Origin of the sequence: Nonomuraea sp. NPDC052129 (assembly GCF_040680095.1) — a bacterium.
Lineage (GTDB): Bacteria > Actinomycetota > Actinomycetes > Streptosporangiales > Streptosporangiaceae > Nonomuraea.
The window spans coordinates 66,110-91,026 of record NZ_JBFAVX010000017.1; the positions used below are offsets into that span (position 1 = coordinate 66,110).

Sequence of the window (24,917 nt, forward strand, 5' to 3'; positions counted from 1 at the left end):
GTCCAACGTGTCCTCGCCATCGTCAAACGTTCGAAGGACTCTGTCAAGCGTTCATTTGATTAGGTCATAAGAGTGCTTGATATTGCCAGGCGTATGTATAGTCCTGCGTGTGTCTCCGTCGTCGAGTCCTCGTAGGTCGCCCAAGCCGCAGGAGCGGCAGCGCGATCCCGAACGCACCCGCAAGCGGATCCTGGACGCGGCATCGGCGGAGTTCGGCGCGCACGGCTACGCGGGCGCCCGGATCAGCGCGATCGCCGCCAGGGCGGGTGTCAACGTGCAGCTGATCTCGTACTATTTCGACGGCAAAGAGGGCCTGTACGAGGCCGTGTCGCAGCAGTGGCAGCAGCGGCGCCGCGAGCTGGCACCACCGGGCACGCCGCTGCCCGAGCAACTGCGTCGATACGCGATGGAGGCGTTGCACAACCCGGAGGGCACCCGGCTGCTCGCCTGGAACGGCCTGCAGTACACCGGTCCGGACGACGACCCCGACCACGCGCCGCGCACCCGGTTGCTCGCCGAGAGCGTCGACGAGCTGCGCGTACTGCAGGCTGCCGGCCGGCTGCCGGCCGAGGTGGACCCGGCGAGCCTGCTGGTCATGCTGATGGCCGCCGCCATGGCGACCACCACGCTGCCGCATGTCATCGAAGGCGTCTGCGGCACCGATCCGACCTCGCCGGAGTTCATCGCGCACTTCGCCGACCAGGTCGCCGTCCTGGCCCGGCTCATCGGGCTCGATGGCTCTGAGCAGTAGTGGGGAAATGACCGCTATCTTCGTTGATGCTGTTGCGGACGAAGTCGGCGGCCAGGAACAGGTTGGGGATCTGCGTCGTGGCCGTGGGGCGGTTGGTCCAGGACGCGGGCGTGTTGATGAGCAGCGGCTCGTCGTTGGCCACCGCCGAGGTGGCCTCGCCGGTGATCGCCGGATCCACGAACCAGGACCGTACGATCGAGTCGGGCAGCAGCGCCGCACCACCGGGCAGGGCCGCGCGGACCTGGGCCAGGACCTCCTGGACGATCTCCGGCCGGGTGCACTGCCGGGCGGTCTTGCCGAACAGGACACCGGGAGTGCTCCAGTCCGAGAGGTCGAGGGACAGGCAGTCGGTGACCGTGCCGTCCCCGTAGCTGGTCGCGAAGTCGCCGCGCCAGAACTGTGCCTGGCTGATCGAGGTGAGCGCCCAGGGGGTGCCCGCGTAGATGAGGTGGCCGTTGGCGATCGGGCGGGGCTCCTTGAGGTAGATCATGACCCTGTTCATCCAGTCCGTCGCCAGATGGTCCAGCCGGGCCAGGGCGGGGTCGGCCGCCTTCATGGCGGAGGTCAGCAGGGGGCGCAGGCGCTCGACGGGGAGGGCGGCCACGTAGTGGTCGGCGGTGACGGTGCCGGCGGCCCCGCTGGGATCACTCACCCGCGCGCCGGTGATCCGGCCGCCGGAGTAGTCGAAGCCGGTGGCGCTCCAGCCGACCTTGAACTGCACGCCGAGGCTGGTGAGGCAGCCGATCCAGGGGGTGAGCCAGACATCGTTGGACGGACCGCCGAGCACCCGGTCGGGCGGGCCGTACGGGCCGAGGCCGGGCCCGCTGTAGACCAGCGCCTCGAACATCAGGCCCATGGTGCGGGTGTTGGCCTTGTTCGGCTGGGCCGCGACCAGCGACGCGGTGAACAGCCTGACCAGCAGATCCCGATACTCCTGCGACATGATGCTCGCCTTGATGAAGTCGGCGAAGCCCATGTTCTCCCACCGGTCGAGCCGCCGCCTTGGCCGCTGAGGTGCCCCACAGGGGTCTGGTCGCCGCGGCCATGGCGCCCGTGACGAAGCTCCGGGCGCCCGATCTTGTTCGGTTTCTCTTGCTCGCCCACGACGGAACTTCCGCTTAACCGACACACCTGTTGGTTGAGTTAGGCGAACGATGAACGCGTGGCTCACATCTGTCAATACGTGAACGTGAGCGTCACTGCCGGGGAACGTGAAGGCTCAGCGAGTGCTTCGGTACGGGGAACGTGAAGACTCAGCGAGTGTCGGTGCCGGGGAGTTGTGACAGCCCGTTCCACACCACGAGCATGGCGGCGTCCACGAGTTCGTCCCGTGAGACCGAGGGGTGCCGCGCCCACCACTGGGCCAGGCCGTCGGTGCCCGAGATCAGCAACTCCACCACCGCCTGGGCGGCCTCGGTCTCGGGGTCGAGGCCGAGACGGCGCAGGTCACGCCCGAGCATCACGGCCACCGAACGCGTGCGGGTCTCCCTGATGCCCCAGCGCACGGCCTTGATCTCGGGATCGTCCTCGTCGGTGTGGTCGAACAGCAGGCGGCGCGCGGCGGAGTTGGCCTCGGCGAAGCTGAAGTAGGCGTTCAGCGTGGCCCGCAACCGCCGGTTGGGCGAGCCCGAGCCGGTGATCCGGGCGCCGACATGCTCGACGAGCAGGGCGTTCTGCTCCTGCAGCACCGTGATCAGCAGCACCCGCTTGGACGGGAAATGGTCGTACAGGACCGACCGTGTCACCCCCGCCGCGATGGCGATCTCCTCCATCGCCGTGGCGTGGTAACCCCGGGTGGCGAAGACCTCCAGAGCCGCCTCGACGATGCGGGCCCGGCGGGCCGAGCCCGGCATGCGCTTCCTCAGCTCCTTGCTCGCCATGCCGTGCACACTACCGTCCGACCGGCAGTTGATCCGGACTTCGGGCCGCTTACCGTCCAATTAACCGACACTCAAGTCGGTTAGCGGACTGTCCGCGAGGAGGCCCGATGGCCGAGCAGGCCGACGTCGTCATCGCCGGGGCACGCTGCGCGGGCTCGGCCGTGGCCACCGCCCTCGCCCGGGCGGGGCGCCGGGTGATCGTGGTGGACCCGGTCCGGTTCCCCGCCACGACGGTCTCCACTCACCTGCTCTTCGCCGGGGGCGTCGCGGAGCTGGCCCGCATCGGCGCGCTGGAACGGGTCGAGAAGATCGGCGCGCCGCGACTCTCGCGCGCCTTCATCGGCGGCCCCGGCCACGCGGCCGACGGCTCATACACGCCGATCGACGGGATCGACTACGTTCGATCGGACCGTGGGTCTCATCCCGGGGCTGGCCGCGCGCCTGGCGGGTTGCCGCCGGAGCACGAGGATCGTCAGCTCCGCCGAACACCCGCCGTACTTCCGCCGCTCGGCGGGCCCCGGCTGGGTCCTGGCCGGCGACGCGGGACACTTCAAGGATCCCGTCACAGCCCAGGGCATCCGCGATGCCGTACGGTTCGGGCGGCTGCTGGGCGAGGGCGTCGCGCCCCTGCTGGACGACCCCGCCGCGCTCGACCGGGCCACCCGCGCGTGGGAGCGCACCCGCGACGCGCAGTGCGTGGACACCTACCACTGGACGAACCTGCTCGGCCGCGGTGACGGCCTGGCGCACGTACAGTTCGAGCTGCTCCGCGCGCTGACCGGCCGGCCGGGCGGCGTCCGACGCGTCCTCGACGTCTACTCCCGGATCCGCGACCTGCGCGAGACGCTCGCCCTGCCCGGCCTGCTCAAGGCGACCACCCGCGCGCTCCGGAGCGGCGCCGGCGCACGACCCGCCATCGTCCGGGCGGTCGGGGACACCCTCCTCGAACTCGCCGGTCACCGGGCGGAGGCCAGACGGCTGCTGACCGGTGGGGCGGCAGCCGTCCGGCCGTGAGCCCCGGTCTCCACCGCTCCTCAGCTGCATGATCCAATTAGGGTTGACACGAATCTGGCGACCAGGTCATCCTGATCCGCGGCGTGCCCAGAAACTCGCAAAACTCAACAATCGGCAGGCGCGACAATGACGTCAGATGCATCATCCTTAGCATCTGTTCTGCAGCTTTATCAGGACCAGCTGTCCAGGGCCCCAGAAAGGGTCGCTGTTTCGGCCGGTCAAGAACATCTCACCTACCGAGAGTTAGATCGCCTCGCGAACGGCATCGCCGCTCGGCTGCTTCGTCTCACGATGACCGGGCAGCCCTGGGTGGCCGTGCTCGCGAGCCGCTCGATCCGGCTGGTCGCGGGCCAGCTCGGTGCGATGAAGGCGGGCCTCGCCTTCGCGCCGATCGACCCCGCCACGCCCGCCGAGCGGATCCGCGCCATGCTGGCGGGAGCCGCGGCCGTGGTCACGGCGCCGGAGTGGAGAGCTCTGGTCCCCGACGGCATCCCGGTGATCGACACGTCCGACGTGGCGGACGCCTCACCCCTGCCGGACGTCAAGCCCGGCGATCTCGCCTACGTCATCCACACCTCCGGCTCCACGGGGACTCCCAAGGGCGTGCTCGTCCCGCACCGCGCGCTGGCCAACCTGATCAGCTGGTCGCACGAGACCTTCGGGACCGGCGGCCGGGCCCCGCTGCTCACCAGCCCCAACTTCGACCCGTCGGTCTGGGAGATCTGGACGTACCTGACCGCAGGCACCACGATGGTCATCCCCAGCGAGCGGACCAGGCTCTCCCTGCCCGCGTTACGCGACTGGATCGTGGATCAGGAGCTGACCACCTGCTACGCGCCCACGCCCATCGCTGAAGGGCTGCTCGGCCTGTCCTGGCCGGAGAAGACCACGCTGGCGACGCTGAGCACCGGCGGCGACCGGCTCACCACGTATCCGAGACCCGAGCTGCCCTTCCGGCTGATCAACCTCTACGGCCCGGCGGAGTGCGCCGTCAACGCGATCGCCGGCGAGGTGCCGGTCGCCGACGGCCAGACCCGCCCGCCCGCGCTCGGCTCACCGCTGCCCGGCGTCACCGTCCATCTGCTGGACGAGGCGATGCGGGCGGTCGAGGAGGGCGAGATCTACCTCGGCGGCGTCTGCGTCGGCCTGGGCTACCTCGACCGGCCCGACCTCACGGCCGAGCGCTTCGTCCACGACCAGGACGGACGGCTCCTCTACCGCACCGGAGACCTGGCCCGCCGTGACCAGGCCGGCCGGATCGAGTTCCTGGGCCGCGCGGACGACCAGGTCAAGATCCGCGGCAACCGGGTGGAGCTCGGCGAGATCGAGACCGTGCTCGGCCGGCACCAAGGGGTCCGGGCCGCCACCACCGCCGTCCGCGGCCACGAACTGGTCGCCTATCTCGTGGGCACGGCGAGCGAGCAGGAGGCGCGCGCCCACCTGCGCAGGTACCTGCCCGACTACATGATCCCCACCGCCTGGGTCTTCCTGGACGAGCTTCCACTGACCCATAACGGCAAGGTGGATCGCGCCGCGCTGCCCGACCCCGTCCGCGAGCCCCGCTCCATCACGCCGCCCAGCACCGCCACCGAACAGCTGCTCGCCGAGCTCTGGCAGGACGTCCTCGACGCCGGGCCGATCGGTGCCGACGACGACTTCCTGGCGCTGGGCGGCCAGTCGCTGCTGGCGATGCGCATCGCCGCCCGCGCCTGCGGCAGGCTGAACAAGCCGGTCGAGCCCCGGATGCTCTTCGAACATCCCACGCTCGCCGCGCTGGCCCGCGCGATCGACGACCTCCCGCGGATGACGTCGGTGACCGCCGCCGAGGGCGGGCTCACGCCCGCACAGCGCCGGCTCTGGTACATCGACCAGGTGGCGCCCGGCGCGCAGTACAACGTGCCCATCCTGTACGCCCTGGACGGCCCCCTCGACACCGGCCGCCTGCAGAACGCGATCAACGAGATCGTGCGCCGGCACCCATCCCTGCGCACCCGTTACGAAGAGCGCGACAGCGAGCCGGTGCCCATCGTCGTCGAGCCGGCCGACGCGCTCATCACGATGAAGGTCATGGACGCCACCCCGCGTGGCGCGAAGGCGCTGGCCCAGCACGCCGCCCGCGACCCCTTCGACCTGCGCAACGGTCCCGTGCTGCGGGCGCTGCTGCTCCGGCTCGCCGATGACCGGCACCGGCTGCTGGTGACCGTGCACCACATCGCCTTCGACGGCTGGTCGGCCGGGGTCCTCCTGGACGAGCTGGCCCGCCTCTACACGGGGGAGAGCCTGCCCGCGCCGATCGCGCCGTACGGGCGCAGGCAGGGTCTCGACGGCCTGCCGTACTGGCGGAAGGTCCTGGAGTCGGCGCCCGAGCGGCTGGGGCTGCCCGCCGATCGCCCGGGATCGACGGGGCCGCTCCGGCCCGGCGGCCGGGTCCGGGCCACGCTGCCGGACGGGCTGCTCGCCGAGGTGGAGTCGCTCGGCAGGAGCGCCGGGGCCAGCCCGTTCATGGTGCTGTTCGCGGCCTTCCAGGCGTTGCTGTACCGCTACAGCGGCCAGGACGACATCGTGACGGGCGTGCCGTTCTCCGGCAGGGAGGCGCCGGGCGCGCACTCCGTGATCGGCTTTTTCGTGGAGACGTTGCCGATCAGGACCGGCCTGTCGGACGACCCCTCCTTCGAGCGCCTGCTGGCACAGGTGCGGGCGACGGTCCTGGCCACGCCCACGGATGTGCCGCTTGAGGACATCGTCCGGGAGCTCTGCCCCGACGGCCGGCCGCCCTTCGACGTGATGTTCGCGATGCAGGAGCCGCCGGACGTCAAGCGGGGCGACGGAGTGACCTTCCGGATGCTCGAGGAGGTGGAGAACGGCGGCGCCAAGGCCGACCTGGTGCTCTACGCCGAAGGGCGGGAGATGAGCCTGGAGTTCGCCGCCGACCTGTTCGAGCGCGCCACCGCGGAGCGTCTGCTGGGACATTACCTGCGGGTCCTGGAGCAAGTGGCGGCCGACCCGGCCGCGCCGATCTCCACGCTGCTCGCCCGGGAGCACGAGCTCGCCGGTCGCGGTCCCGACCAGTGCCTGCACCGGCTCTTCGAACAGCAGGCGGACAGGACGCCCGACGCGGTCGCCGTCGAGTTCGACGGCGCCGCCCTCACCTACGCCGAGCTCGATCGGCGGGCCAACCAGCTGGCCCACCTGCTGCGCGGGATGGGGGTGGGCCCGGAGGTGCCGGTCGCCCTGCACGTACGGCGCTCGCTCGACCTGCCCGTGGCGATCCTCGGCATCCTGAAGTCCGGCGGCGCGTACGTACCGCTCGACCCCTCCTACCCCGAGGGACGCCTCACCCAGGTGCTCGGCCGGGTCGACACCCCGGTCCTGGTGACGCACCAGGCGCTGGCCGGCGCACTGCCGCACGAGCGGCCCGTCCACGTCGACACCGACCTCGACGGCCAGCCCGAGCACCGGCCGGACAGCGGCGTCACGCCCGACGACCTGGCCTACATCCTGTTCACCTCGGGCTCGACCGGTCAGCCCAAGGGCGTGGCGATGCCGCACCGCCCCGTCGCCAACCTCATGGCCTGGCACAGCGGTACCTACCGGAGCCTGCAGTTCACCGCGCTCGGCTTCGACGTCTCGGTGCAGGAGATCTTCAGCACCTGGGCGTACGGCGGGACGCTGGTCATGGTCAGCGACGAGGTGCGGCGCGACCCGGCCGCCCTGCTCGACCACATAGCCAGGACCCGAGTGGAGCGGATCTTCCTGCCCTTCGTGGCGCTGCAGTCGCTGGCCGGCGCCGGGATCGAGCCGCCCGCCACGCTGCGCGAGGTGATCACCGCCGGCGAGCAGCTCCAGGTCACCCCGCAACTAGAACGGTTCATCAGGCCGTGGATGACGCTGCACAACCAGTACGGCCCCACCGAGGGCGCGATCATCGACATCGCCCACACGCTCACCGGCCCGCCGGAGAGCTGGCCGCGGCTGCCGCCCATCGGCAGGCCGGTCACCGGCATCCAGACACCGATCCTGAACCGCCTGGGTCACGAGGCGCCCGACGGCGTCCCCGGTGAGCTGCACCTCGGCGGCGCCTGCCTGGCCAGGGGCTACTACAACCAGCCCGAGCTGACCCAGGAGCGGTTCATCACCTGGCGGGACGGGCGCCGGCTCTATCGGACCGGGGACCTGGCCCGTCGCGACGAGGCGGGCGAGATCGAGTTCCTGGGGCGCGCGGACGACCAGGTCAAGATCCGCGGTTACCGGGTCGAGCCCGGCGAGATCGCCGCGGTGCTGGCCGGGCACCCCGCCATCCGTGAGGCGTTCGTCATGGTCCGGGACAGCGCCCTGGTGGCCTACGTGGTCGCCGACGGCAGCCCCGAGCTACGCCCTTACCTGGCCGAACGGCTGCCCGAGTACATGGTGCCGAGCACATTCGTCACACTCGACTCCTTGCCGGTGAGTCCCGCGGGCAAGGTGGACCGGCAGGCCCTGCCGGAGCCGGGCCGCAGCGCGCGGGTCGTCACGGCCCCGGCCACCCCGGTGGAGCAGGCCATCGCCGCCATCTGGCAGGAGGTGCTGGGCGGGCAGGTCGGGCGGCACGACAACCTGTTCGAGCTGGGCGGCAATTCGCTCAACGCCACCCAGATCGCCTCCCGGGTGCGCGAGGCGCTGGAAGTGCAGGTGCCGCTGCGGACGCTCTTCGCCCACCCGACCGTCGCCGAGCTGGGGGCGCAGCTCACGTCGCCGGACGTGGAGGCGGCCGCGGAGCTCTATCTGATGGTCGCCGCGTATTCGGACGAAGAGGCCGAGGCCCTGCTGCGCTCGATGGAAGGTAATCAATGAGCCTGTCAGCCCAGCAGCGCCAGCTCCTGGAAGCGTTACGCAAGAAGAAGCAGCAGCAACAGACCGAACGGCCCAGGCCCGACCGGCTGCCGATGTCCTTCACCCAGCTGCGCGCCTGGTATCTGGACAAGATGGCGCCCGGCGCCGCGCACTATCTCATCCCGCTCGCCTTCCGCGTCGAGGGCCCGCTCGACCGCGAAGCGCTGCACCGCGCGCTGAACGCCCTGGTGGCCAGGCACGAGAGCCTGCGCACCACGTTCGCCATGGACGAGGACGGCCCGTACCAGATCGTGGCCGACTCCCTCACGGTCGACCTGGCGGACGTCGAAGACAGCACGCCGATGGACCTGACCACCGGCCCGCTCATCCGCGCCCACCTGGTGCGCGAGGGCGCGGAGCGGCACGTCCTGCACCTGTTGCTGCACCACATCGTCGCCGACGCGTGGTCGCTGGACGTGCTGCGCCGGGAGCTGAGCGCGCTCTACAACGGCCAGGAGCCGCCGGCGCTGTCGCGGCAGTACCCCGACTACGCGATCTGGCAGCGGGAGAAGGACTACAGCGGGGATCTGGCCTACTGGCGCGAGCGGCTGGCGGGTGCGCCGCCGTTCACCGAGTTACGGACGGACCTGCCGCGGCCGGCCGTCCAGACGTACGCGGGCGCCGAGCTGCCCTTCTCCCTCGACCTTCCGCGCGAGGAGTTCGCGGCCTACTGCCGCGGCCTGGGCGCCACGCCGTACATGGTGCTGTTCGCCGCCTACCTGGTGGTGCTCTCGCGCCGCTCCGGCCGGCTGGACCTGGTGGTGGGCACGCCCATCGCCAACCGGGACCGGATCGAGTACGAGGGCCTGATCGGGTTCTTCACCAACACCCTGGCCATCCGCGCCGACCTGTCGGGCGAGCCGTCGTTCGCCGAGGTGGTCGAGCGGGTCAAGGAGGCGGTGCTCGACGCCCACGACCACCAGGGGATGCCGTTCGAGCGGCTGGTGGAGGAGCTCAATCCGGAGCGCCGCCTGGACCGTACCCCGGTGTTCCAGACGATGTTCAACATGCTGCCCGAGGCCACGGCGGCGCTGGACCTGGCCGGCCTGACGGTCACCTCCGTCGAGATCCCCGAGCACACGGCCAAGTTCGACCTGACCGTGGGCGTCCGCGAGACGCTGGACGGGCTCGTGGAGTACAACACGGACCTGTTCCACGCCGGCACGATCCGCGGCCTGGTCGCCGACCTCCAGCAAGTGCTGGACGGGGCGATGAGCGGGGAGGAGAGGCCGAGGGAGCTGCCGCGCCGCGAGATCTCCCAGCTCGTCACCCGGGCCTGGCGCGAGGCGCTGGGCACCGACGCCTTCGGCCCCGACACCAACTTCTTCGAGGTGGGCGGCCATTCGCTGCTGGTCCTCGAAGTGCACGAGCGACTGCGCAAGCGGTTCAGCCTGACGGTCACCGACCTGTTCAGGTACCCGACGATCGCCTCACTGACGGCCTACCTGAGCGACGACGGCCCGGCCCCGGCGGCGGTCTCGACCACCGCGCCCGCCGCCGACGGCGCGCTCGCCATCGTCGGCATGGCCTGCCGTTTCCCCGGCGCCACGGGGCCCGAGGAGTTATGGGCGGCGATCCGCGACGGCGTGGAAGCCGTCCAGGACTTCACCGACGAGGAACTGCTCGCCGACGGCGAGGACCCCGACCGGCTTTCGGACCCCGCCTACGTCAGGTCGGGTACGGTGCTGGACGGTATCGACCTGTTCGACGCCACGCTGTTCGAGTTCACCCCACGCGAGGCCGAGATCCTCGACCCGCAGCAGCGGCTGTTCCTGGAGAGTGCCTGGGAAGCGCTGGAGGACGCGGGCTGCGACCCCGCCCGCCACCCGGGGCAGATCGGCGTCTTCGCCGGCTCGGCGATGAGCAGCTATCTCATCGAGAACCTGCTGGCCGCGCCGGACGTGCTCAAAGCGGTCGGCGACTACCAGGTCATGCTCGGCAACGACAAGGACTCGCTGCCCACCCGGACCTCCTACAAGCTCGACCTGCGCGGGCCGAGCATCAGCGTCAACACCGCCTGCTCCACCTCGCTGGTCGCGCTCCACCTGGCCAGGCAGAGCCTGATCGCGGGGGACTGCGACATCGCGCTGGCCGGGGCGGTGCGGGTCAACGCCTGGACCCGGCGCGGCTACGTCTACCAGAGCGGCGGGATCGGGTCGCCGGACGGCCACTGCCGTCCCTTCGACGCCGAGGCCCGGGGCACGATCGGCGCCAGTGGCGTGGGCGTGATCGTGCTCAAGCGGCTGGAAGACGCCATCGCCGCGGGCGACACCATCCACGCCGTCGTACGCGGCTCCGCGGTCAACAACGACGGCACCAGGAAGGTCGGCTACACCGCGCCGGCCGTGGACGGCCAGGCCGAGGTCATCACCGCGGCGCTCGCCTCGGCCGGCGTCGACCCCGGCACGATCGGCTACATCGAGGCGCACGGCACCGGCACCGCGCTCGGCGACCCCATCGAGGTCGCGGCGCTCTCCCAGGTCTTCACCGGCGATCGGCGGATCGCCCTGGGCTCGATCAAGTCCAACATCGGCCACGCCGACGCCGCCGCCGGGATGGCCGGGCTGATCAAGACCGTACTGGCGCTCAAGCACCGCACGCTGCCGCCCACGGTCAACTTCGCGACGCCCAATCCGCGCATCGACTTCAGCCCGTTCTACGTGCCCACCGCCAGCGCGGAGTGGCCGCAGGAGCCGGGGCCGCGCAGGGCGGGCGTCAGCGCCTTCGGGATGGGCGGCACCAACGCCCACGTCGTGCTGGAGGAAGCACCCGCACCCGCACAGCTCCCCGCCGCACAGTCCCTCGCCCCGCTGGAGCCCCTCGCCCCGTCGGCGACCGGCCCGAACCTGCTCATCCTGTCGGCGGCCAGTGACTCGGCGCTGGGGGAGGCGGCCACGCGGCTCCGCGCCCACCTGCGCGCGCGTCCGGACACGGATCTGGGCGACGTCGCCGCCACGCTCCGGCACGGCCGCCGTCAGCTGCGGCACCGCGGCATCCTGGTCGCCGAGGACCACGAGTCGGCGCTGGACGCCGAGCTCGTCACGGGCGAGTCACGCCCCCGCGAGGTCGCCTTCGTCTTTCCCGGCCAGGGCGCACAGCGCCGGGGGATGGGCGCGGGCCTGTACCAATCGGAGAGTGTCTTCCGCGCCACCGTCGATGCCTGCTCCGGCATCCTTGAGCCGTACCTCGGCCTCGACCTGCGCGAAGTCCTGTACGGCGAGGTCGGCGACCTCGACCAGACCTGGCTCACCCAGCCCGCGCTCTTCGTCACGGAGTACGCCTTCGCCCGCGCGCTGATCGAGCGCGGTGTCCGCCCGGCGATGATGGCCGGGCACAGCATCGGCGAGTACGTCGCCGCCTGCCTGGCCGGGGTCTTCACCCTGGAGGACGCCCTGCGCCTGGTCGCCGCGCGCGGTCGCCTGGTGCAGAGCCTGCCCCCCGGCTCGATGCTGGCCGTGCCGCTGCCCGAGTCCGAGCTGGGTGACCTGCTCGGCGCGGACGTCTCACTGGCGGCGGTCAACACCCCCGAAATGTGTGTCCTGGCCGGGCCGGAGGAGGCCATCGCGGAGGTGGCGCGGCGGCTGGAACGGCAGAGTGTCGCCGGCCGCACGCTGCGCACCTCCCACGCCTTCCACTCCGCCATGCTGGACCCGGTGCTCGACGCCTTCGCCACCGAGGTCGCCTCGGTGCAGCTGGGCACGCCCGAGCTGCCGTACCTCTCCAACGTCACCGGCGGCTGGGCCTCCGGCGCAGAGACCAAGGACCCCGCCTACTGGGTGCGCCATCTGCGGGAGACCGTGCGGTTCGCCGACTGCGCCCGCGCCCTCGTGGCGGCCGACGCCGCGGTGGTGGAGGCGGGGCCGGGCCGTACCCTGACCACCCTGGTACGCCGACAGGGCGGCCAGACGACGGTCGCCACCCTCTCCTCCGCCCTCGCCGAGCCGGAAAGCGGGCGGACCGCCCTGCTGGAGGCCGTCGGGCGGCTGTGGGTGCACGGCGCCGACGTCGACTGGACGGCGTTCGGCCCACCGGGCAGGCGGGTGCCGCTGCCCACGTATCCGTTCGAGCGGCGCCGCTACTGGATCGGGCCGCGTACCCGGCGCTTCGAGGTCGCGGCCGCGCCGGTGGCGGAGGCGGTCCAGGAGCTCGACGTGGTCGCCGCCGTCTGGCGGGACGTGCTCGGCATCGCGCCCACCGGCCCCCAGGACGACTTCTTCGACCTGGGCGGTGATTCCCTCGTGGCCACCCAGCTCGCCTCGCGCCTCGGCCTGTCCATCGAGGCGGTCTTCGACCACCCCACGCTGGGCGGCCAGCGGGCGCTCGTCGCCTCGGCGGCCTCCCGCGAAGCGATCCCGGCCGTCGCCTCGGCGGACCACCGAAAGGTCCTTGCCTCGGCGGGCCAACCTGAGGTGACGCCGGTCGCCGTCTCGGCGGGCCTCCGTGAGGTGATCCCGGTAGGCGAGGAGCCCGCGCCCGTCTCGTTCATCCAGCGGCGCATGTGGTTCATCGACCAGGTGCACGGCTCGGCCGCCTACGCCGTGGCCACGGCGCTGGACCTGCGGGGCGAGCTGGACGTGGCGCGGCTGCACGAAGCCCTGCGCGAGCTGGTGCGGCGGCACGAGTCGCTGCGGACCGTCTTCCGCGCCCCGGACGGCGAGCCGGTGCCGGTGGTGCTGCCCGCGGGGGAGACGCCGCTGCCGGTCGAGGACTGCGACGACGCCGAGCGGGCGCTGAGCGAGGCCGCGACCGAGCCGTTCGACCTGGCGCACGGGCCCCTGTTCCGCGCCCGGCTGCTGCGGCTTGCCCCGGATCACCATGTTCTGTCGCTCAACTTCCACCACATCGTCGTGGACGGCTGGTCGATCACCTTGCTGAGGAGCGAGCTGGTCGCGCTGTACAACGGTGAGACCCTTCCCGAACCGCAGGTCAGATACCGCGACTACGCGCGCTGGCAGCGGGAGCAGGTCGCCGACCTCGGCTTCTGGAAGGAGCGGCTGCGCGGCATCCCGCACAGCCTGGACCTGCCCACGGACCGGCCGCGCCCGCCGATGCAGACCTTCGAGGGGGCGGTCGCCACCCACGTGCTGCCCGCGGAGCTGGCCCAAGGGCTGCGGAAGCTGAGCCAGGAACGCGGCGCCACGCTCTACATGGCCCTGCTGACCGCGCTCCACACGCTGCTGTACCGCTACAGCGGCCAGGAGGACATCTGCGTCGGCTCGCCGGTGGCCGGGCGCACCCGCCCCGAGCTCGAAGGCATCGCGGGCTGCTTCATCAACACCCTGGTCATGCGGGCCCAGATGGACGGCGGCCTGCGGTACACCGACCTCCTGGCGCAGGTACGCGAATACGCGCTGGGCGCGTACGCCCATCAGGACGTGCCGTTCGAACGGCTGGTGGAGGAGCTCAACCCGCCCAGGGACCTGTCGCGCAACCCACTCTTCCAGGTGCTGTTCAACCTGCTCAACCTGCCCAAGAGTGACCTGGACATGGCCGGGCTGGCCGTCGGGGAGCTGGCCGTGGAGGTCGGCACCGCCCAGGTGGACCTGGTGCTCTACGTCAATGAGCTCTACGTCAATGAGCAGGGCGACGAGCTGGAGTGCAGGCTGGAGTACAACACCGCGCTCTATGACCCCGGCACCGTCCAGCGGCTGCTCCGGCACTACGAGGCCCTGCTGTCCGCGATCGTCGCGGCGCCCGAGACCACGCTGTCCGAGCTGGACTTCCTCACCGGCGAGGAGCTGGCCGAGCAGCTGGACAGCCAGGACGTCGAGGTGCCCGACCTGTGCGTCCACGAGCTGGTGGAGGCCCAGGCCGACCGGACGCCCGACGCCGTGGCCGTCAGCTTCGAGGGCGCCTCGCTTACGTACCGGGAGCTGGACGGGCAGGCCAACCAGGTCGCCGGGCGGTTGCGCGCGGCGGGGGTGGGGCCCGAGACGCTGGTGGGTGTCGCGATGGAGCGCTCGGCCACGATGCTGGTCACCCTGCTCGGCGTGTTGAAGGCGGGCGGCGCGTACGTGCCGCTCGACCCGATGTACCCGCAGGACCGCCAAGACTACATCCTGGACCACTCCGGCATCGGCGTCCTGGTCACCGAGCGCGAGCTCGCCGGGCGTTACACCGGTTACCAGGGGGAGCTCATCCTGACAGATGAGGGTTTCTCCGGCGAGAGCCCGGAACGGCCGCCCGCCCTGGCCACCCACGAGAACCCCTGCTACGTCCTGTACACCTCCGGCTCCACCGGGCGGCCCAAGGGCGTGCGCGTTCAGCACTCCTCGGTGGTCAACTTCCTCACCTCCATGAGCCGCGAGCCCGGCCTGACCGGCCAGGACACGCTCCTGGCCGTCACGACGACCGCCTTCGACATCTCGGTGCTGGAGTTGTTCCTGCCGCTCACGGTCGGCGGCCATGTGCTGATCGCGAGCCGCGAGGCGGCCTACGATCCGCTACAACTGGCCGCCCTGCTGGACGGCGCGACGGTCATGCAGGCCACTCCGGCGACCTGGCGGCTGCTGCTGTCGTCGGGCTGGGCGGGCAAGCCGGACCTGAAGGCCCTGTGCGGCGGCGAGGCGCTGCCCGCCGACCTGGCCGCCGACCTGCGTGGCCGGGTGGCCGAGCTGTGGAACATGTACGGCCCGACCGAGACCACCATCTGGTCCACCCTCACCCGGGTCACCGACGGGCCGATCACCATCGGCCACCCGATCGCCAACACGCAGATCCACCTGCTCGACGCCGCGATGCAGTTGGTGCCCACCGGCGTGGTCGGCGAGCTCTACATCGGCGGGGCGGGCCTGGCCCGCGACTACCTTGGCCAGCCCGAACTGACGGCCGAACGCTTCATCACCTGGCGCGACGGGCGCCGGCTCTACCGGACCGGTGACCAGGCCCGCCGCCGGGCCGACGGCTCGATCGAGTTCCTCGGCCGGGCCGACGGTCAGGTGAAGGTGCGCGGCTACCGGATCGAGCTGGGCGAGATCGAGTCGCTGCTGCTGGCGCATCCCGCGGTCCGCGAGGGGGCCGTGGTGGTGCGTGGTTCGGACGATGACAAGAGCATCGCCGCCTACCTGGCCGCCGACGCCGAGCACGACTGGCGCGAATACCTGCGGCGCAAGCTGCCCGACTACATGATCCCCTCGGCGTTCGTGCTGCTGGACGCCCTGCCGCTCACCCCGAACGGCAAGGTGGACCGCAAGGCCCTGCCCGAGCCGGTCGCCCAGGTACGCGCTGAGGGCGCGGCGCCGCGGACCCCGGCCGAGGTCAAGCTGGTCGAGCTCTGGACGGCGATCCTGGGCGTGAAGGGGATCGGGATCGACGACGACTTCTTCGCGCTGGGCGGCGACTCCTTCAAGGCCGTACGCGCCGTACGGGACTCGGGGATCCAGGCGACCGTGCTGGACCTCTTCAAGAACCCCACCATCCGCACATTCGCCACACTCGACGGATCATCCCGAAATATCGGGTTATTGCATGAACTGACGCCGCCACGATCCGCGGCCTCGCTGACCCTGGTCTGCGTGCCGTTCGCGGGCGGCGGCGCGATTACGTACCAGCCGCTGGCCTCGGCGCTGCCCGAGCACATCACCATGCTCGCGCTGCAGCCGCCGGGCCACGAGACCGGCAACCCCGGCGAGCCCGTGCTGCCCTTCCACGAGCTCGTCGAGGGCTGCGTCAAGGAGATCAAGGAGAAGGTCGACGGCCCCCTCGCCCTGTACGGCCACTGCATGGGCGGCGCGCTCACCGTCGAGCTGGCGCGCAGACTGGAGGAGGAAGGCGTCGCCCTGGAGAAGGTGGTCATCGGCGGGCACCTGCCCGCGCCCCGCCTGCCGGGCAAGACCTTCGCCTGGTTCCGCAAGGTCTTCCCGATGGAGCGGTGGACCTCCAAGCGGCAGGCGCTGGAGTTCCTGCGGGCCATGGGCTTCTTCACCGAAGCGCTGGACCCCGCCGAGCGCGACTTCATCATGGGCGTCTTCCTCCACGACACCCAGGAGGGCGAGGACTACTACACCGAGCTCTACCAGGCGCCCATCAAGAAGCTGTCCGCGCCGCTGGTCTGCGTGGTCGGCGAGAGCGACCGCGCCACCGAGCTGTACGAGGAGCGCTTCCGCGAGTGGGAGTCCTTCTCCGACGAGGTGTCGCTGGTGGTGATCCCCAAGGCCGGGCACTACTTCCAGAAGCACCAGGCGCCCGAGCTGGCCGAGATCCTCGATGCCGGGGACCGGTCACCGGCGCCGCTGCCGCCCCGCTACCAACAGGCCAGCCTGAAGACGTTCTTCCTGGTGGCCTTCGGCCAGCTGGTGTCGCTGATCGGCACCGGGCTGACCACGTTTGGCCTGGGTCTGTGGGTCTATCAGCAGACGCGGTCGATCTCGATGTTCGCCATCGTCTCGGTCATGGCGCTGCTGCCCGCCGTCGTGCTGGCGCCGGTCGCCGGAGCGGTGGCGGACCGCTGGAACCGCCGGCTCGTCATGATCACCGCCGACTCGGCGGCCGGGGTCTCCTCCGCATCGCTGGCCGCCCTGCTGTGGACGGGCGGGCTCCAGCTCTGGCACGTCTACCTCATCGTCGCCGTCGGCGCGGTGTCGACGGCCTTCCACCAGCCCGCGTACATGGCGGCCGTGGCCCAGCTGGTGCCCAAACGATATTACGGCAAAGCCAGCGGCCTGGCCCAGCTGGGGCAGGCCGCGGGGACCGTACTGGCGCCGCTGCTGGGCGGCGCGCTCGTGGCCGCCATCGGGCTGCACGGCATCGTCGTGATCGACCTGTCCACCTTCGCCTTCGCGGTCACCGTGACCCTGGCGGTCCGCTTCCCGAACACGCTGTTCAAGAAGCGGGAGGAGTCGTTCTGGCAGGAGATGACGGGCGGCTGGCGCTACATCACCCGCAGGCACGGGCTCCTGGCGATCATCCTGTTCACCTCGTTCCTGAACTTCCCCTTCGCCATGGTCGAGGTCCTGTCCACGCCGCTGCTGCTCAGCCTCACCGACACCCGCGGCCTGGGCATAGCGCTCTCGATGACCGGCATCGGGCTCCTGGTGGGCAGCGTGATCATGACGGTGACCGGGGGCCTGGCCCGCCGCACGTACGGCATCCTCGGCTGCTTCATGGCCCTGGGCGTCTCCTTCGCCGTCATCGGGATCGCGCCCCATCCGGCGCTGCCCGCGATCGGGCTGTTCTTCATCGGGCTGTTCACCGCGCTGCTGAACGCGCACTGGTTCGCCATCGTGCAGCAGAAGGTCGGGCTCGACCTCCAGGGCCGGGTCATCGCCACGAACCTGATGCTCAGCTGGGCCATGGTCCCGGTCGGGTTCCTGCTGGCCGGGCCGCTGGTCGAGCGGGTCTTCGACCCGATCGCCGGCGCCCCGCACGGCAGGGGGATCGCCCTGCTCACCCTCGTCGCGGGCGCGGTGACCGTGCTGATCGGCCTGGCGGCCTACCGCTACCGGCCGGTCCGCTTCCTGGAGGACGACCTGCCCGACGCGATCCCCGACGCGGTGGTCATCACCGACAAGGACCTGATCCAGCGGGCGGCCGACAAGCAGCTCGTCGCCTGACCCGGTTTCCCGGTACGGCGTCGCCGTACCGGGAAGCGCACAACGCTTCCCGTCCGGGATATTGACGGTCCTGACGCAGGAAGTTACGTTTCGTCGGCAGATCGGGGGCCCGAGCGTCACACAAGGAGCCAGCCCATGATCCGAAGAATGCTGACATTCTGCACGATCGCCATCGCGTTAGCCGCCGGACTCCCCGCTCCGGCCTGGGCGGTCGACGCGACCCGTACACCGGGCTCGGCCTCCTACACCGTGAACCTCACCAGCAACGCCTCGGGCACCACCTGGACCGGCCACGAGAGCGTCAGCTTCACGAACCTGTCGGCCGACCCCCTCACCGAGGTCTACCTGCGCCTGTGGGACAACTACCACGGCAGCTGCCCGTCCACCCCGATCACGGTCACGAACGTCACCGGCGGTACGGCCGGCTCGCTGACCGTCGCCTGCACGGCGCTGAAGATCACCCTCCCCGCGCCACTGGCCCAGGGTCAGAACGGCTCGGTCGGCTTCGACCTGAGCATCGTCGTGCCCAGCGGCGCCGACCGGTTCGGCCACGACGGCGCGTACAACTTCATCGGCAACGCCCTCCCCGTCCTGGCCGTACGCGACGGCGCCGGGTGGCACCTGGACCCGTACACCAACAACGGCGAGTCCTTCTACCAGCTCGCCAGCGACTACCGGGTCACCCTGGACCACCCCAGCTCGCTGCTCGTCCCGGCGACCGGCACCTCCGTGGACACCCCCGGCGGCTCCGGCCGGACGATCACCACCGCGACCGCGAGCCACGTCCGCGAGTTCGCCTGGGGGGCCGGCGCGTTCACCAAGACCACCGGCACGACCACCACGGGCGTCACCGTTAACGTCTACCGCGTCAGCGGCATCAGCGCCGCCAGCGCCACCTCGATGATGAACACCGCCAAGAACTCGCTCGTCGCCCACGCCGGCCGCTTCGGCGCCTACCCCTACGGCGAGGTGGACGTCGTCCTGGACAACAACTTCTGGTTCGGCGGCATGGAGTATCCGGGGTTCGTGCTCGACCTGGTCAGCTCCACCGCGCTCGCCCATGAGCTGGCCCACCAGTGGTGGTACGGCATCGTCGGCGACGACGAGTACAACACCCCGTGGCTGGACGAGTCCTTCGCCGACTACGCCACCGACCTGTACCAGGGCATCAGCGGCACCAACTGCTGGAACAGCGTCTCCTGGCAGTCGTCGGCCGAGAAGATCAGCAACTCGATGGCCTACTGGGACGCCCACTCCAGCCGCTACGGCACGGTCGTCTACACCTACGGCAAGTGCGCCCTGCACGACCTGCGCCGCCTGATCGGCACCACGGCCATGCAGACGCTCCTGCACGACTACGCCGCTTCACACTGGTACGGCATCTCCACGGTGGCCGACTTCAAGGCCGCCGCCCAGGCCGCGACGACGGTCGACCTGTCGTCGTTCTGGACCACGCACCGCATCTAGGAGTCCTGCCGGGTCAGCGTGAAGTCGATCTCGAACGAGCGCTGCCAGGGAAAGGTGACGCCGGGCGGCCGTCCGGTCCAGGGTCTCCTCCCTGGTGCCGACGACGGTCGCCACGGCGGCGGCCACCACGGAGCCGATCGTGTTGCCCGCGGTGTTCCAGCCGCTGTAAGCCACCAGGCCGTCGATGAGGCCCTCCGCCCACAGCGTCTCGACCAATGGCCCTGCGCCTGGCTCTCGCCCGCCAGGCCGGGACCGACGTGAAAATGACGTCGCAGGCCCTGCGCGCCCTGGAGACGAAGGGACTGACCGAACGCGAGGTCGACCCGGCCGACACCCGCGCCAAGCGACTCCGCGTCACCGCCGCGGGCGCCGAGCTGGCGCCCCACGCGATCGCCGTTGTTGAGCAGGTCGACGCGGACTTCTTCCAGCCGGTCGCCGTCGACGACGCGATCACCCTGCTCACCCACCTGGCCCATCCCAAACCCTGAGGGGCCTCTACCCCTCATCCCTCCAGGGCGAAGAGCATCCAGGACTGGCCCGGTGCCAGGCCGGCCAGTTCCCGGCCGCACTCCTGAAGCACCTGCGGGCCCGAGGTGATGTGCGCGGTGCCGGCGTGGACGTCCCTGAACAGCCGCTGGATCAACCCGTCCCGCAGCGCCGAGGTGCCGCCCGACGCGTAGACGAACCGGGCCACCTCGGCGATCGTCGACGTGATGTGGTTGAGCGCGAGCCGCACCATGGTCTCCTGGCGTACGTCGAGGGTCCGGCCCGAGTCCAGGGTGCGTTCGGTGTCGTCCCAGGTCTCGTGCACCAGGGCCTTGGCCGCACGGAACGCCGCCTCGGCGCGGGCGAAGTCGGCGTGGAAGGCATCGCTCGCGGCGATCTGGCCGGGCCGCCCGGCCCGCGCCCCGGCATGACGGCTCAGCTCGTCGAGCAGCCGGCGGCCGACACCGAGCGCCCAGCCGGAGTGACAGATCAGCGCCTGGTCGAGGACGCCGAGCCGGAAGATCGCGCCGCCGCGCAGCGGTTCGTTGTGCGTGAAGACGTGGGTCTGCGACTCCGGTACGAAGGCGCCGTCGATGGAGTAGTCGATGCTGCCTGTGGCGCGCAGGCCCAGGACGTCCCAGTTGCCGAGCATCTTGACGTCTTCGATCGGGGTGATGAAGATCCGGGCCTCGTCGGTGCCCTCGACGGCGCCCAGGCAGTGGGCGTACTGGGCGTGCGGCATGCCCGAGGCGAAACCCCACTGGCCGCTGAGGCGGAAACCGCCGTCTTCGCGTACGGCGGTGCCCGGCCGGGTGCCCTGGCCCGCGATGACCGGCATCCGCGGGCCCGTGAAGATCCGTGCGACGGCCTCGTCGCCCAGGTAGGCGCCGGCCGTACCGTTCTCCAGGGTGGTGGCCATGACCACCCAGCCGGTCGAGGGGTCGGCGTACGACAGTTCCTCGAAGACGGCGAGCAATTCTCTGGGGGACGACTCGGCGCCGCCGAGCGGCGTAGGCACCCATATGCCGAAAAGTCCCGCCTCATGGAGGGCATCCACAACGGGTGTGGTGAGCCTGCCCTGCGCCTCGGCGGCGGGCGCCTCGCGCTCGATCAGTGGGCGCAGGTCACGGGCTCGCTCCAGCAGGGTGGGGCCGGCTGTGTGGAGTCGCAGCGTGTCGCTCATGTCCAGGTACTCCTGTTCGTGATCGTTGACGCTCTTACTCCGTCAGATCACGTCGGCAGCACATTGTCCAGAGCCGCGGCCGTTCTTCCTCCCCGTACGGATGTGGCGCGACTAGTAGTTCTACGGAAGGCGCCCGTAGCCGGCGACGGCATGCTGTGAGGCATGCAAAACGTGAACATCTGGAGCGAAGAGTTCGGCGCCGAGACGGATGCGCCGATCCTGTTGATCATGGGTTCGATGTCGCAGGGCGTCCTGTGGCCGGACGAGTTCGTCGGCCGGCTGACCGCTGGGGGCCGCCGGGTGATCCGGTACGACCACCGCGACACCGGCATGTCGGGCACCGTCGACTTCGCGGCGGACCCGTACACATGGGATGACATCAAGAACGACGTTTACCGGGTGATGGATCACCACGGCCTGGCCAGCGCGCATCTGGTCTGTCACTCGGCGGGCGGGCTGCTCGGCCAGTTCGTCGCGGTGGAGCGGCCGGAGCGGGTGCGGTCGCTGACCGTCATCGGCTCCTCCCCTCTGGGCGGCGGCGAGGGCCAGGTGATCATGCGGGCTCTGATGGGGCAGCCGCAGCCGGAGGGGAGCCTGCCGGAGCCGGCACCGGAGTTCGTGGACTTCTACCGTAAATTGATGGCCGCGCCGCCAGCGGCGGACCGGCGCGCGCGGATCGACGGCATGATCGCCGAGCAGCGGCTGCTGCACGGCACCGGGTTGCCGTTCGAGGAGGACGCGGCGCGGCGGCTGCAGGAACGGATCTACGACCGGGCCCGCGACCTGTCGGCGGTGGCCAACCATCGGCTGGCCGCCATGGCCAAGCCCGACTTCGAGCCGGTGGGCGTACTCCATCAGGTCAAGGCACCCACCCTGGTCATCGAGGGCAGCCACGAGCCGGCCAAACCGGGCCACAGCGCGATCATCGCCGAACAGATCCCGGGGGCGCGGCTGATGATCGTGGCGGGCATGGGGCACACGCTGCCGCCCGAGGTGCACGAGGAACTGGCCGCCGCCATCCTCGCGCACACGGCCGAGTGAGGCGTGTTCCGGCTCGGGCCAAGCCGCCGCAGGAGACAGCGATCGGTGAAGCGGCCGTTGCCGGTGAGCTGTCGCTGCTCTTGTGGCAGGTGAGTGGGGCCTACAGGCATGCCGCACCTGCGCTCCTGCCAATGTCACGCCGTCACGGCCGGATGGCCTGGGTCCGCCATCGCGCTTCCGGCCGCACAAGGGCGGGCTTCAAGGGATGACCGGACATTTAGCTCAGATGATGACAAAAGTTAGGTACTTTCTTCAGATGGTCTCCTACCGCCCTACCGTCCCCGCCGACCTCGACCGCGTGACCGCGTGGAGCGTGACCGAGCCCGTCGGCTGGATCCCCGCCGACCGTTACCTCGCAGATCTGGCCGAGAACATGTACCGGCCGGGATGGACATGGATCGCCGAGATCGACCACCAGGTCGTGGGACGGGCACTGTGGTGGGGGCCGGGGGACAGCGCGCACCCGGTCGCGCTCGACTGCCTCGACGTGGACCCCGCAGTGGGTGACCGCACCGCTGTCGCCGCCGAGCTGATCAGGGCCGCGCTGGCCGGATTCCCACAGCCGGTGCAGTACGCGATCAAGGCGGCCGGCGGCTGGCGCGACGATCCGGCCACCTCGATGGCGGTGGAATGGCGGCGGGCGGCAGCACACGCGGCCGGCCTCACCCGGGAAGTGGAGCGGCTGCAATTCGAGTGGACACCCGCCGACGGGGTGCCCCCGGCGACCGGCGTGCTGCGGTTCGCCGAGGCGTCCGATGAGGAGTTCCTGACGGTGTTCACGAGAATCGCCGAGGGCAGCCTGGACGCCCAGACCCGAGCGAACCTGGCAGCCAAGGGCGTGGACGCGACCGCGCGCGAAGAGCTGGACTTCTATCTCAGGGCGCCGGGCAAGCGGGAGTGGTGGCGGATGGCCTATACGCACGAGGGCGAGGTGGCGGGAATGGCGATCCCTTCGGCGACGCCGTACAACGTGAACGTCGGATATCTGGGGGTGGTCCCGGAGCTCCGGGGGCGCGGCTACGTGGACGAAGTACTCGCCGAGATCACTCGCATCCACGCAGCCAACGGAGAGCTACGCGTCACCGCTACCACCGACGTGGGCAACGCGCCGATGGCGGCCGCGTTCGGGCGCGCCGGATACCGCAACACGGAGATCCGGATCAACCTCTCCAACGATCTCCGGCCCTAGCCCGTCCGCTGCCGATGGCCAGTCGTCATGCCGCCTGGCCGGCCTCGGCGGCCGTCAGGGGAGTGGCGATCTCCTCCAGGCCCTTGCGTTCGGCCTTGACGCCCAGGAAGAGCTCCACCAGACCCGCCGCGATCATGATGATGGCCCCGATCGAGAAGGCCAGTGCCGTGTCGCCCGGTACACCCGTCTCGACCAGGTGGGCGAAGACGAGCGGGCCCGCGATGCCTCCAGCCGCCGTGCCGATGGCGAAGAAGAACGCGATGGCCATCGCCCGCGTCTCCATCGGGAAGATCTCGCTGACCGTCAGATACGCCGAACTGGCTCCCGCAGAGGCCACGAACAGCACCACCGACCAGCAGGCCGTCAGCGTCACCGCTGTGAGCATCTCCTGGTTGAAGAGCCAGGCCGTGCCGAGCAGCAACAGTCCTGATCCGATGTATGTGGCGGAGATCATCGGGATCCGGCCGACCGTGTCGAAGAGCCGCCCGAGCAGCAGCGGGCCCAGGAAGTTGCCGACCGCGATGACCGCGAAGTAGTAGCCGGTGTGCGTGTCGATCTTGAAGAACGTGGACAGGATCTGCGCGTACCCGAAGGTGATCGCGTTGTACAGGAACGCCTGGCCGATGAAGAGCGACAGGCCGAGCACCGTCCGCTTGGGATAGAGCGCCACCATGGTGTGCGCGATCCGGACGAACCCGATCGACTTGCGCTGATGAATCGTCATCGACTGCGCCGGCTCCGGCAGGTCCCCGCCCACCTGGCGCTCGATGTCGTCGACGATCTCCTCGGCCTCCTGGCCACGGCCGTGGATGAACAGCCAGCGCGGGCTTTCCGGTACGTGCCGCCGTACGAGGAGAATGGCCAGACCAAGCACCACGCCCAGCCCGAAGGCGACGCGCCAGCCGATGTTGACCGGCAGGTCGTTCAGCAGCGGCACGGTCAGCAGGGCGCCGCCCGCCGCCCCGAGCCAGTAGCTGCCGTTGATGATGATGTCGATCCGCCCCCGGTGGGCGCTCGGGATCAGCTCGTCGATGGCCGAGTTGATCGCCGCGTACTCGCCGCCTATGCCGAAACCCGTCATGAACCTGAACAGGAAGAACCACCACGCGTCGAACGACAACGCGGTCATCAGGGTCGCGACCAGATAGACGACCAGCGTGATCAGGAACAGCTTCTTCCTGCCGAACCGGTCGGTCAGCCAGCCGAAGAACAGCGCCCCCGAGCAGGCGCCCGCGACATACAGAGCGGCGGCCAGGCCGGCGACCTGCGCCTGCGTGATGTCGAGGCCACTGCCGGGTTTGGCGAGCTGGGCCGAGAGGTTGCCCACGATGGTCACTTCGAGCCCGTCCAGGATCCAGACGGTGCCGAGGCCGATGACGATCATCCAGTGCCAGCGTGACCAGTGCAGCCGATCGAGTCTCGCGGGCACCTTGGTGGTGATGGTGCCAGTCTCCAGGTCGCTCATGAATTCAACTCGCTACCCCGA

General features: G+C 70.5%; 13 protein-coding genes. 8 read left to right on the forward strand and 5 right to left on the reverse strand.

What is annotated here, in order from left to right:
* Positions 1–109: 109 nt before the first annotated feature.
* Positions 110–751: a TetR family transcriptional regulator gene (locus tag AB0L53_RS32220; RefSeq protein WP_364001852.1), complete on the forward strand. Its 642-nt coding sequence runs from the start codon at positions 110–112 to the stop codon at positions 749–751.
* Here AB0L53_RS32220 and AB0L53_RS32225 read toward each other — a convergent pair.
* Both AB0L53_RS32225 and AB0L53_RS32230 read right to left on the reverse strand, forming a co-directional pair.
* Entirely contained in the window at positions 723–1,727 is a 1,005-nt protein-coding gene (locus AB0L53_RS32225) for an FAD-dependent oxidoreductase (protein ID WP_364001855.1), read from the reverse strand. The genes AB0L53_RS32220 and AB0L53_RS32225 overlap by 29 nt on opposite strands.
* Before the next feature lie 277 nt (positions 1,728–2,004).
* A complete protein-coding gene (locus tag AB0L53_RS32230; protein ID WP_364001858.1) occupies positions 2,005–2,631 on the reverse strand; it encodes a TetR/AcrR family transcriptional regulator in 627 nt (208 codons plus the stop codon).
* 411 nt (positions 2,632–3,042) lie between these two features.
* Between AB0L53_RS32230 and AB0L53_RS32235 the strand changes: the two genes are divergently transcribed.
* The 4 genes from AB0L53_RS32235 (at position 3,043) to AB0L53_RS32250 (ending at position 19,532) form a co-directional block, all read left to right on the forward strand.
* Positions 3,043–3,645, forward strand: coding sequence for a hypothetical protein (locus AB0L53_RS32235; protein ID WP_364001861.1), 603 nt, complete (start codon positions 3,043–3,045; stop codon positions 3,643–3,645).
* Positions 3,646–3,771: 126 nt separating this feature from the next.
* Positions 3,772–8,475, forward strand: a complete 4,704-nt coding sequence (locus AB0L53_RS32240) for an amino acid adenylation domain-containing protein (protein ID WP_364001864.1) — start codon at positions 3,772–3,774, stop codon at positions 8,473–8,475.
* Positions 8,472–18,065, forward strand: a complete 9,594-nt coding sequence (locus AB0L53_RS32245; RefSeq protein WP_364001868.1) for an amino acid adenylation domain-containing protein — start codon at positions 8,472–8,474, stop codon at positions 18,063–18,065. The genes AB0L53_RS32240 and AB0L53_RS32245 overlap by 4 nt, the downstream gene beginning before the upstream one ends.
* Positions 18,066–18,200: 135 nt before the next feature.
* Positions 18,201–19,532: a M1 family metallopeptidase gene (locus tag AB0L53_RS32250; protein ID WP_364001871.1), complete on the forward strand. Its 1,332-nt coding sequence runs from the start codon at positions 18,201–18,203 to the stop codon at positions 19,530–19,532.
* On the opposite strand, the gene AB0L53_RS32255 is transcribed toward AB0L53_RS32250, so the two are convergent.
* Positions 19,431–19,706, reverse strand: a complete 276-nt coding sequence (locus AB0L53_RS32255; protein WP_364002236.1) for a DUF4127 family protein — start codon at positions 19,704–19,706, stop codon at positions 19,431–19,433. The two genes, AB0L53_RS32250 and AB0L53_RS32255, sit on opposite strands and share 102 nt — an antisense overlap.
* Before the next feature lie 41 nt (positions 19,707–19,747).
* Here AB0L53_RS32255 and AB0L53_RS32260 point away from each other — a divergent pair, with 41 nt between their 5' ends.
* On the forward strand, positions 19,748–20,020 hold the full coding sequence (locus AB0L53_RS32260) for a winged helix DNA-binding protein (protein WP_364001874.1): 273 nt from the start codon (positions 19,748–19,750) through the stop codon (positions 20,018–20,020).
* Positions 20,021–20,034: 14 nt separating this feature from the next.
* Here AB0L53_RS32260 and AB0L53_RS32265 read toward each other — a convergent pair whose 3' ends face one another.
* Positions 20,035–21,201: an acyl-CoA dehydrogenase family protein gene (locus AB0L53_RS32265; RefSeq protein ID WP_364001877.1), complete on the reverse strand. Its 1,167-nt coding sequence runs from the start codon at positions 21,199–21,201 to the stop codon at positions 20,035–20,037.
* 162 nt (positions 21,202–21,363) lie between these two features.
* Here AB0L53_RS32265 and AB0L53_RS32270 point away from each other — a divergent pair, with 162 nt between their 5' ends.
* On the forward strand, positions 21,364–22,242 hold the full coding sequence (locus tag AB0L53_RS32270; protein WP_364001880.1) for an alpha/beta fold hydrolase: 879 nt from the start codon (positions 21,364–21,366) through the stop codon (positions 22,240–22,242).
* 256 nt (positions 22,243–22,498) lie between these two features.
* Entirely contained in the window at positions 22,499–23,431 is a 933-nt protein-coding gene (locus AB0L53_RS32275) for a GNAT family N-acetyltransferase (protein WP_364001883.1), read from the forward strand.
* A 25-nt stretch (positions 23,432–23,456) separates the two neighbouring features.
* Here AB0L53_RS32275 and AB0L53_RS32280 read toward each other — a convergent pair whose 3' ends face one another.
* Positions 23,457–24,896 carry an MFS transporter gene (locus AB0L53_RS32280; RefSeq protein ID WP_364001886.1) on the reverse strand — a complete coding sequence of 480 codons (1,440 nt, stop codon included), beginning with the start codon at positions 24,894–24,896 and terminating at the stop codon, positions 23,457–23,459.
* Positions 24,897–24,917: the final 21 nt, after the last annotated feature.

Coding starts and splice junctions, on each gene's coding strand:
- AB0L53_RS32225 (WP_364001855.1), bottom strand. CDS start 1,727: ATGGGCTTCGCCGACTTCATCAAGGCGAGCATCATGTCGCAGGAGTAT.
- AB0L53_RS32230 (WP_364001858.1), bottom strand. CDS start 2,631: ATGGCGAGCAAGGAGCTGAGGAAGCGCATGCCGGGCTCGGCCCGCCGG.
- AB0L53_RS32240 (WP_364001864.1), top strand. CDS start 3,772: ATGACGTCAGATGCATCATCCTTAGCATCTGTTCTGCAGCTTTATCAG.
- AB0L53_RS32245 (WP_364001868.1), top strand. CDS start 8,472: ATGAGCCTGTCAGCCCAGCAGCGCCAGCTCCTGGAAGCGTTACGCAAG.
- AB0L53_RS32250 (WP_364001871.1), top strand. CDS start 18,201: ATGATCCGAAGAATGCTGACATTCTGCACGATCGCCATCGCGTTAGCC.
- AB0L53_RS32260 (WP_364001874.1), top strand. CDS start 19,748: ATGGCCCTGCGCCTGGCTCTCGCCCGCCAGGCCGGGACCGACGTGAAA.
- AB0L53_RS32265 (WP_364001877.1), bottom strand. CDS start 21,201: ATGAGCGACACGCTGCGACTCCACACAGCCGGCCCCACCCTGCTGGAG.
- AB0L53_RS32270 (WP_364001880.1), top strand. CDS start 21,364: ATGCAAAACGTGAACATCTGGAGCGAAGAGTTCGGCGCCGAGACGGAT.
- AB0L53_RS32275 (WP_364001883.1), top strand. CDS start 22,499: ATGGTCTCCTACCGCCCTACCGTCCCCGCCGACCTCGACCGCGTGACC.
- AB0L53_RS32280 (WP_364001886.1), bottom strand. CDS start 24,896: ATGAGCGACCTGGAGACTGGCACCATCACCACCAAGGTGCCCGCGAGA.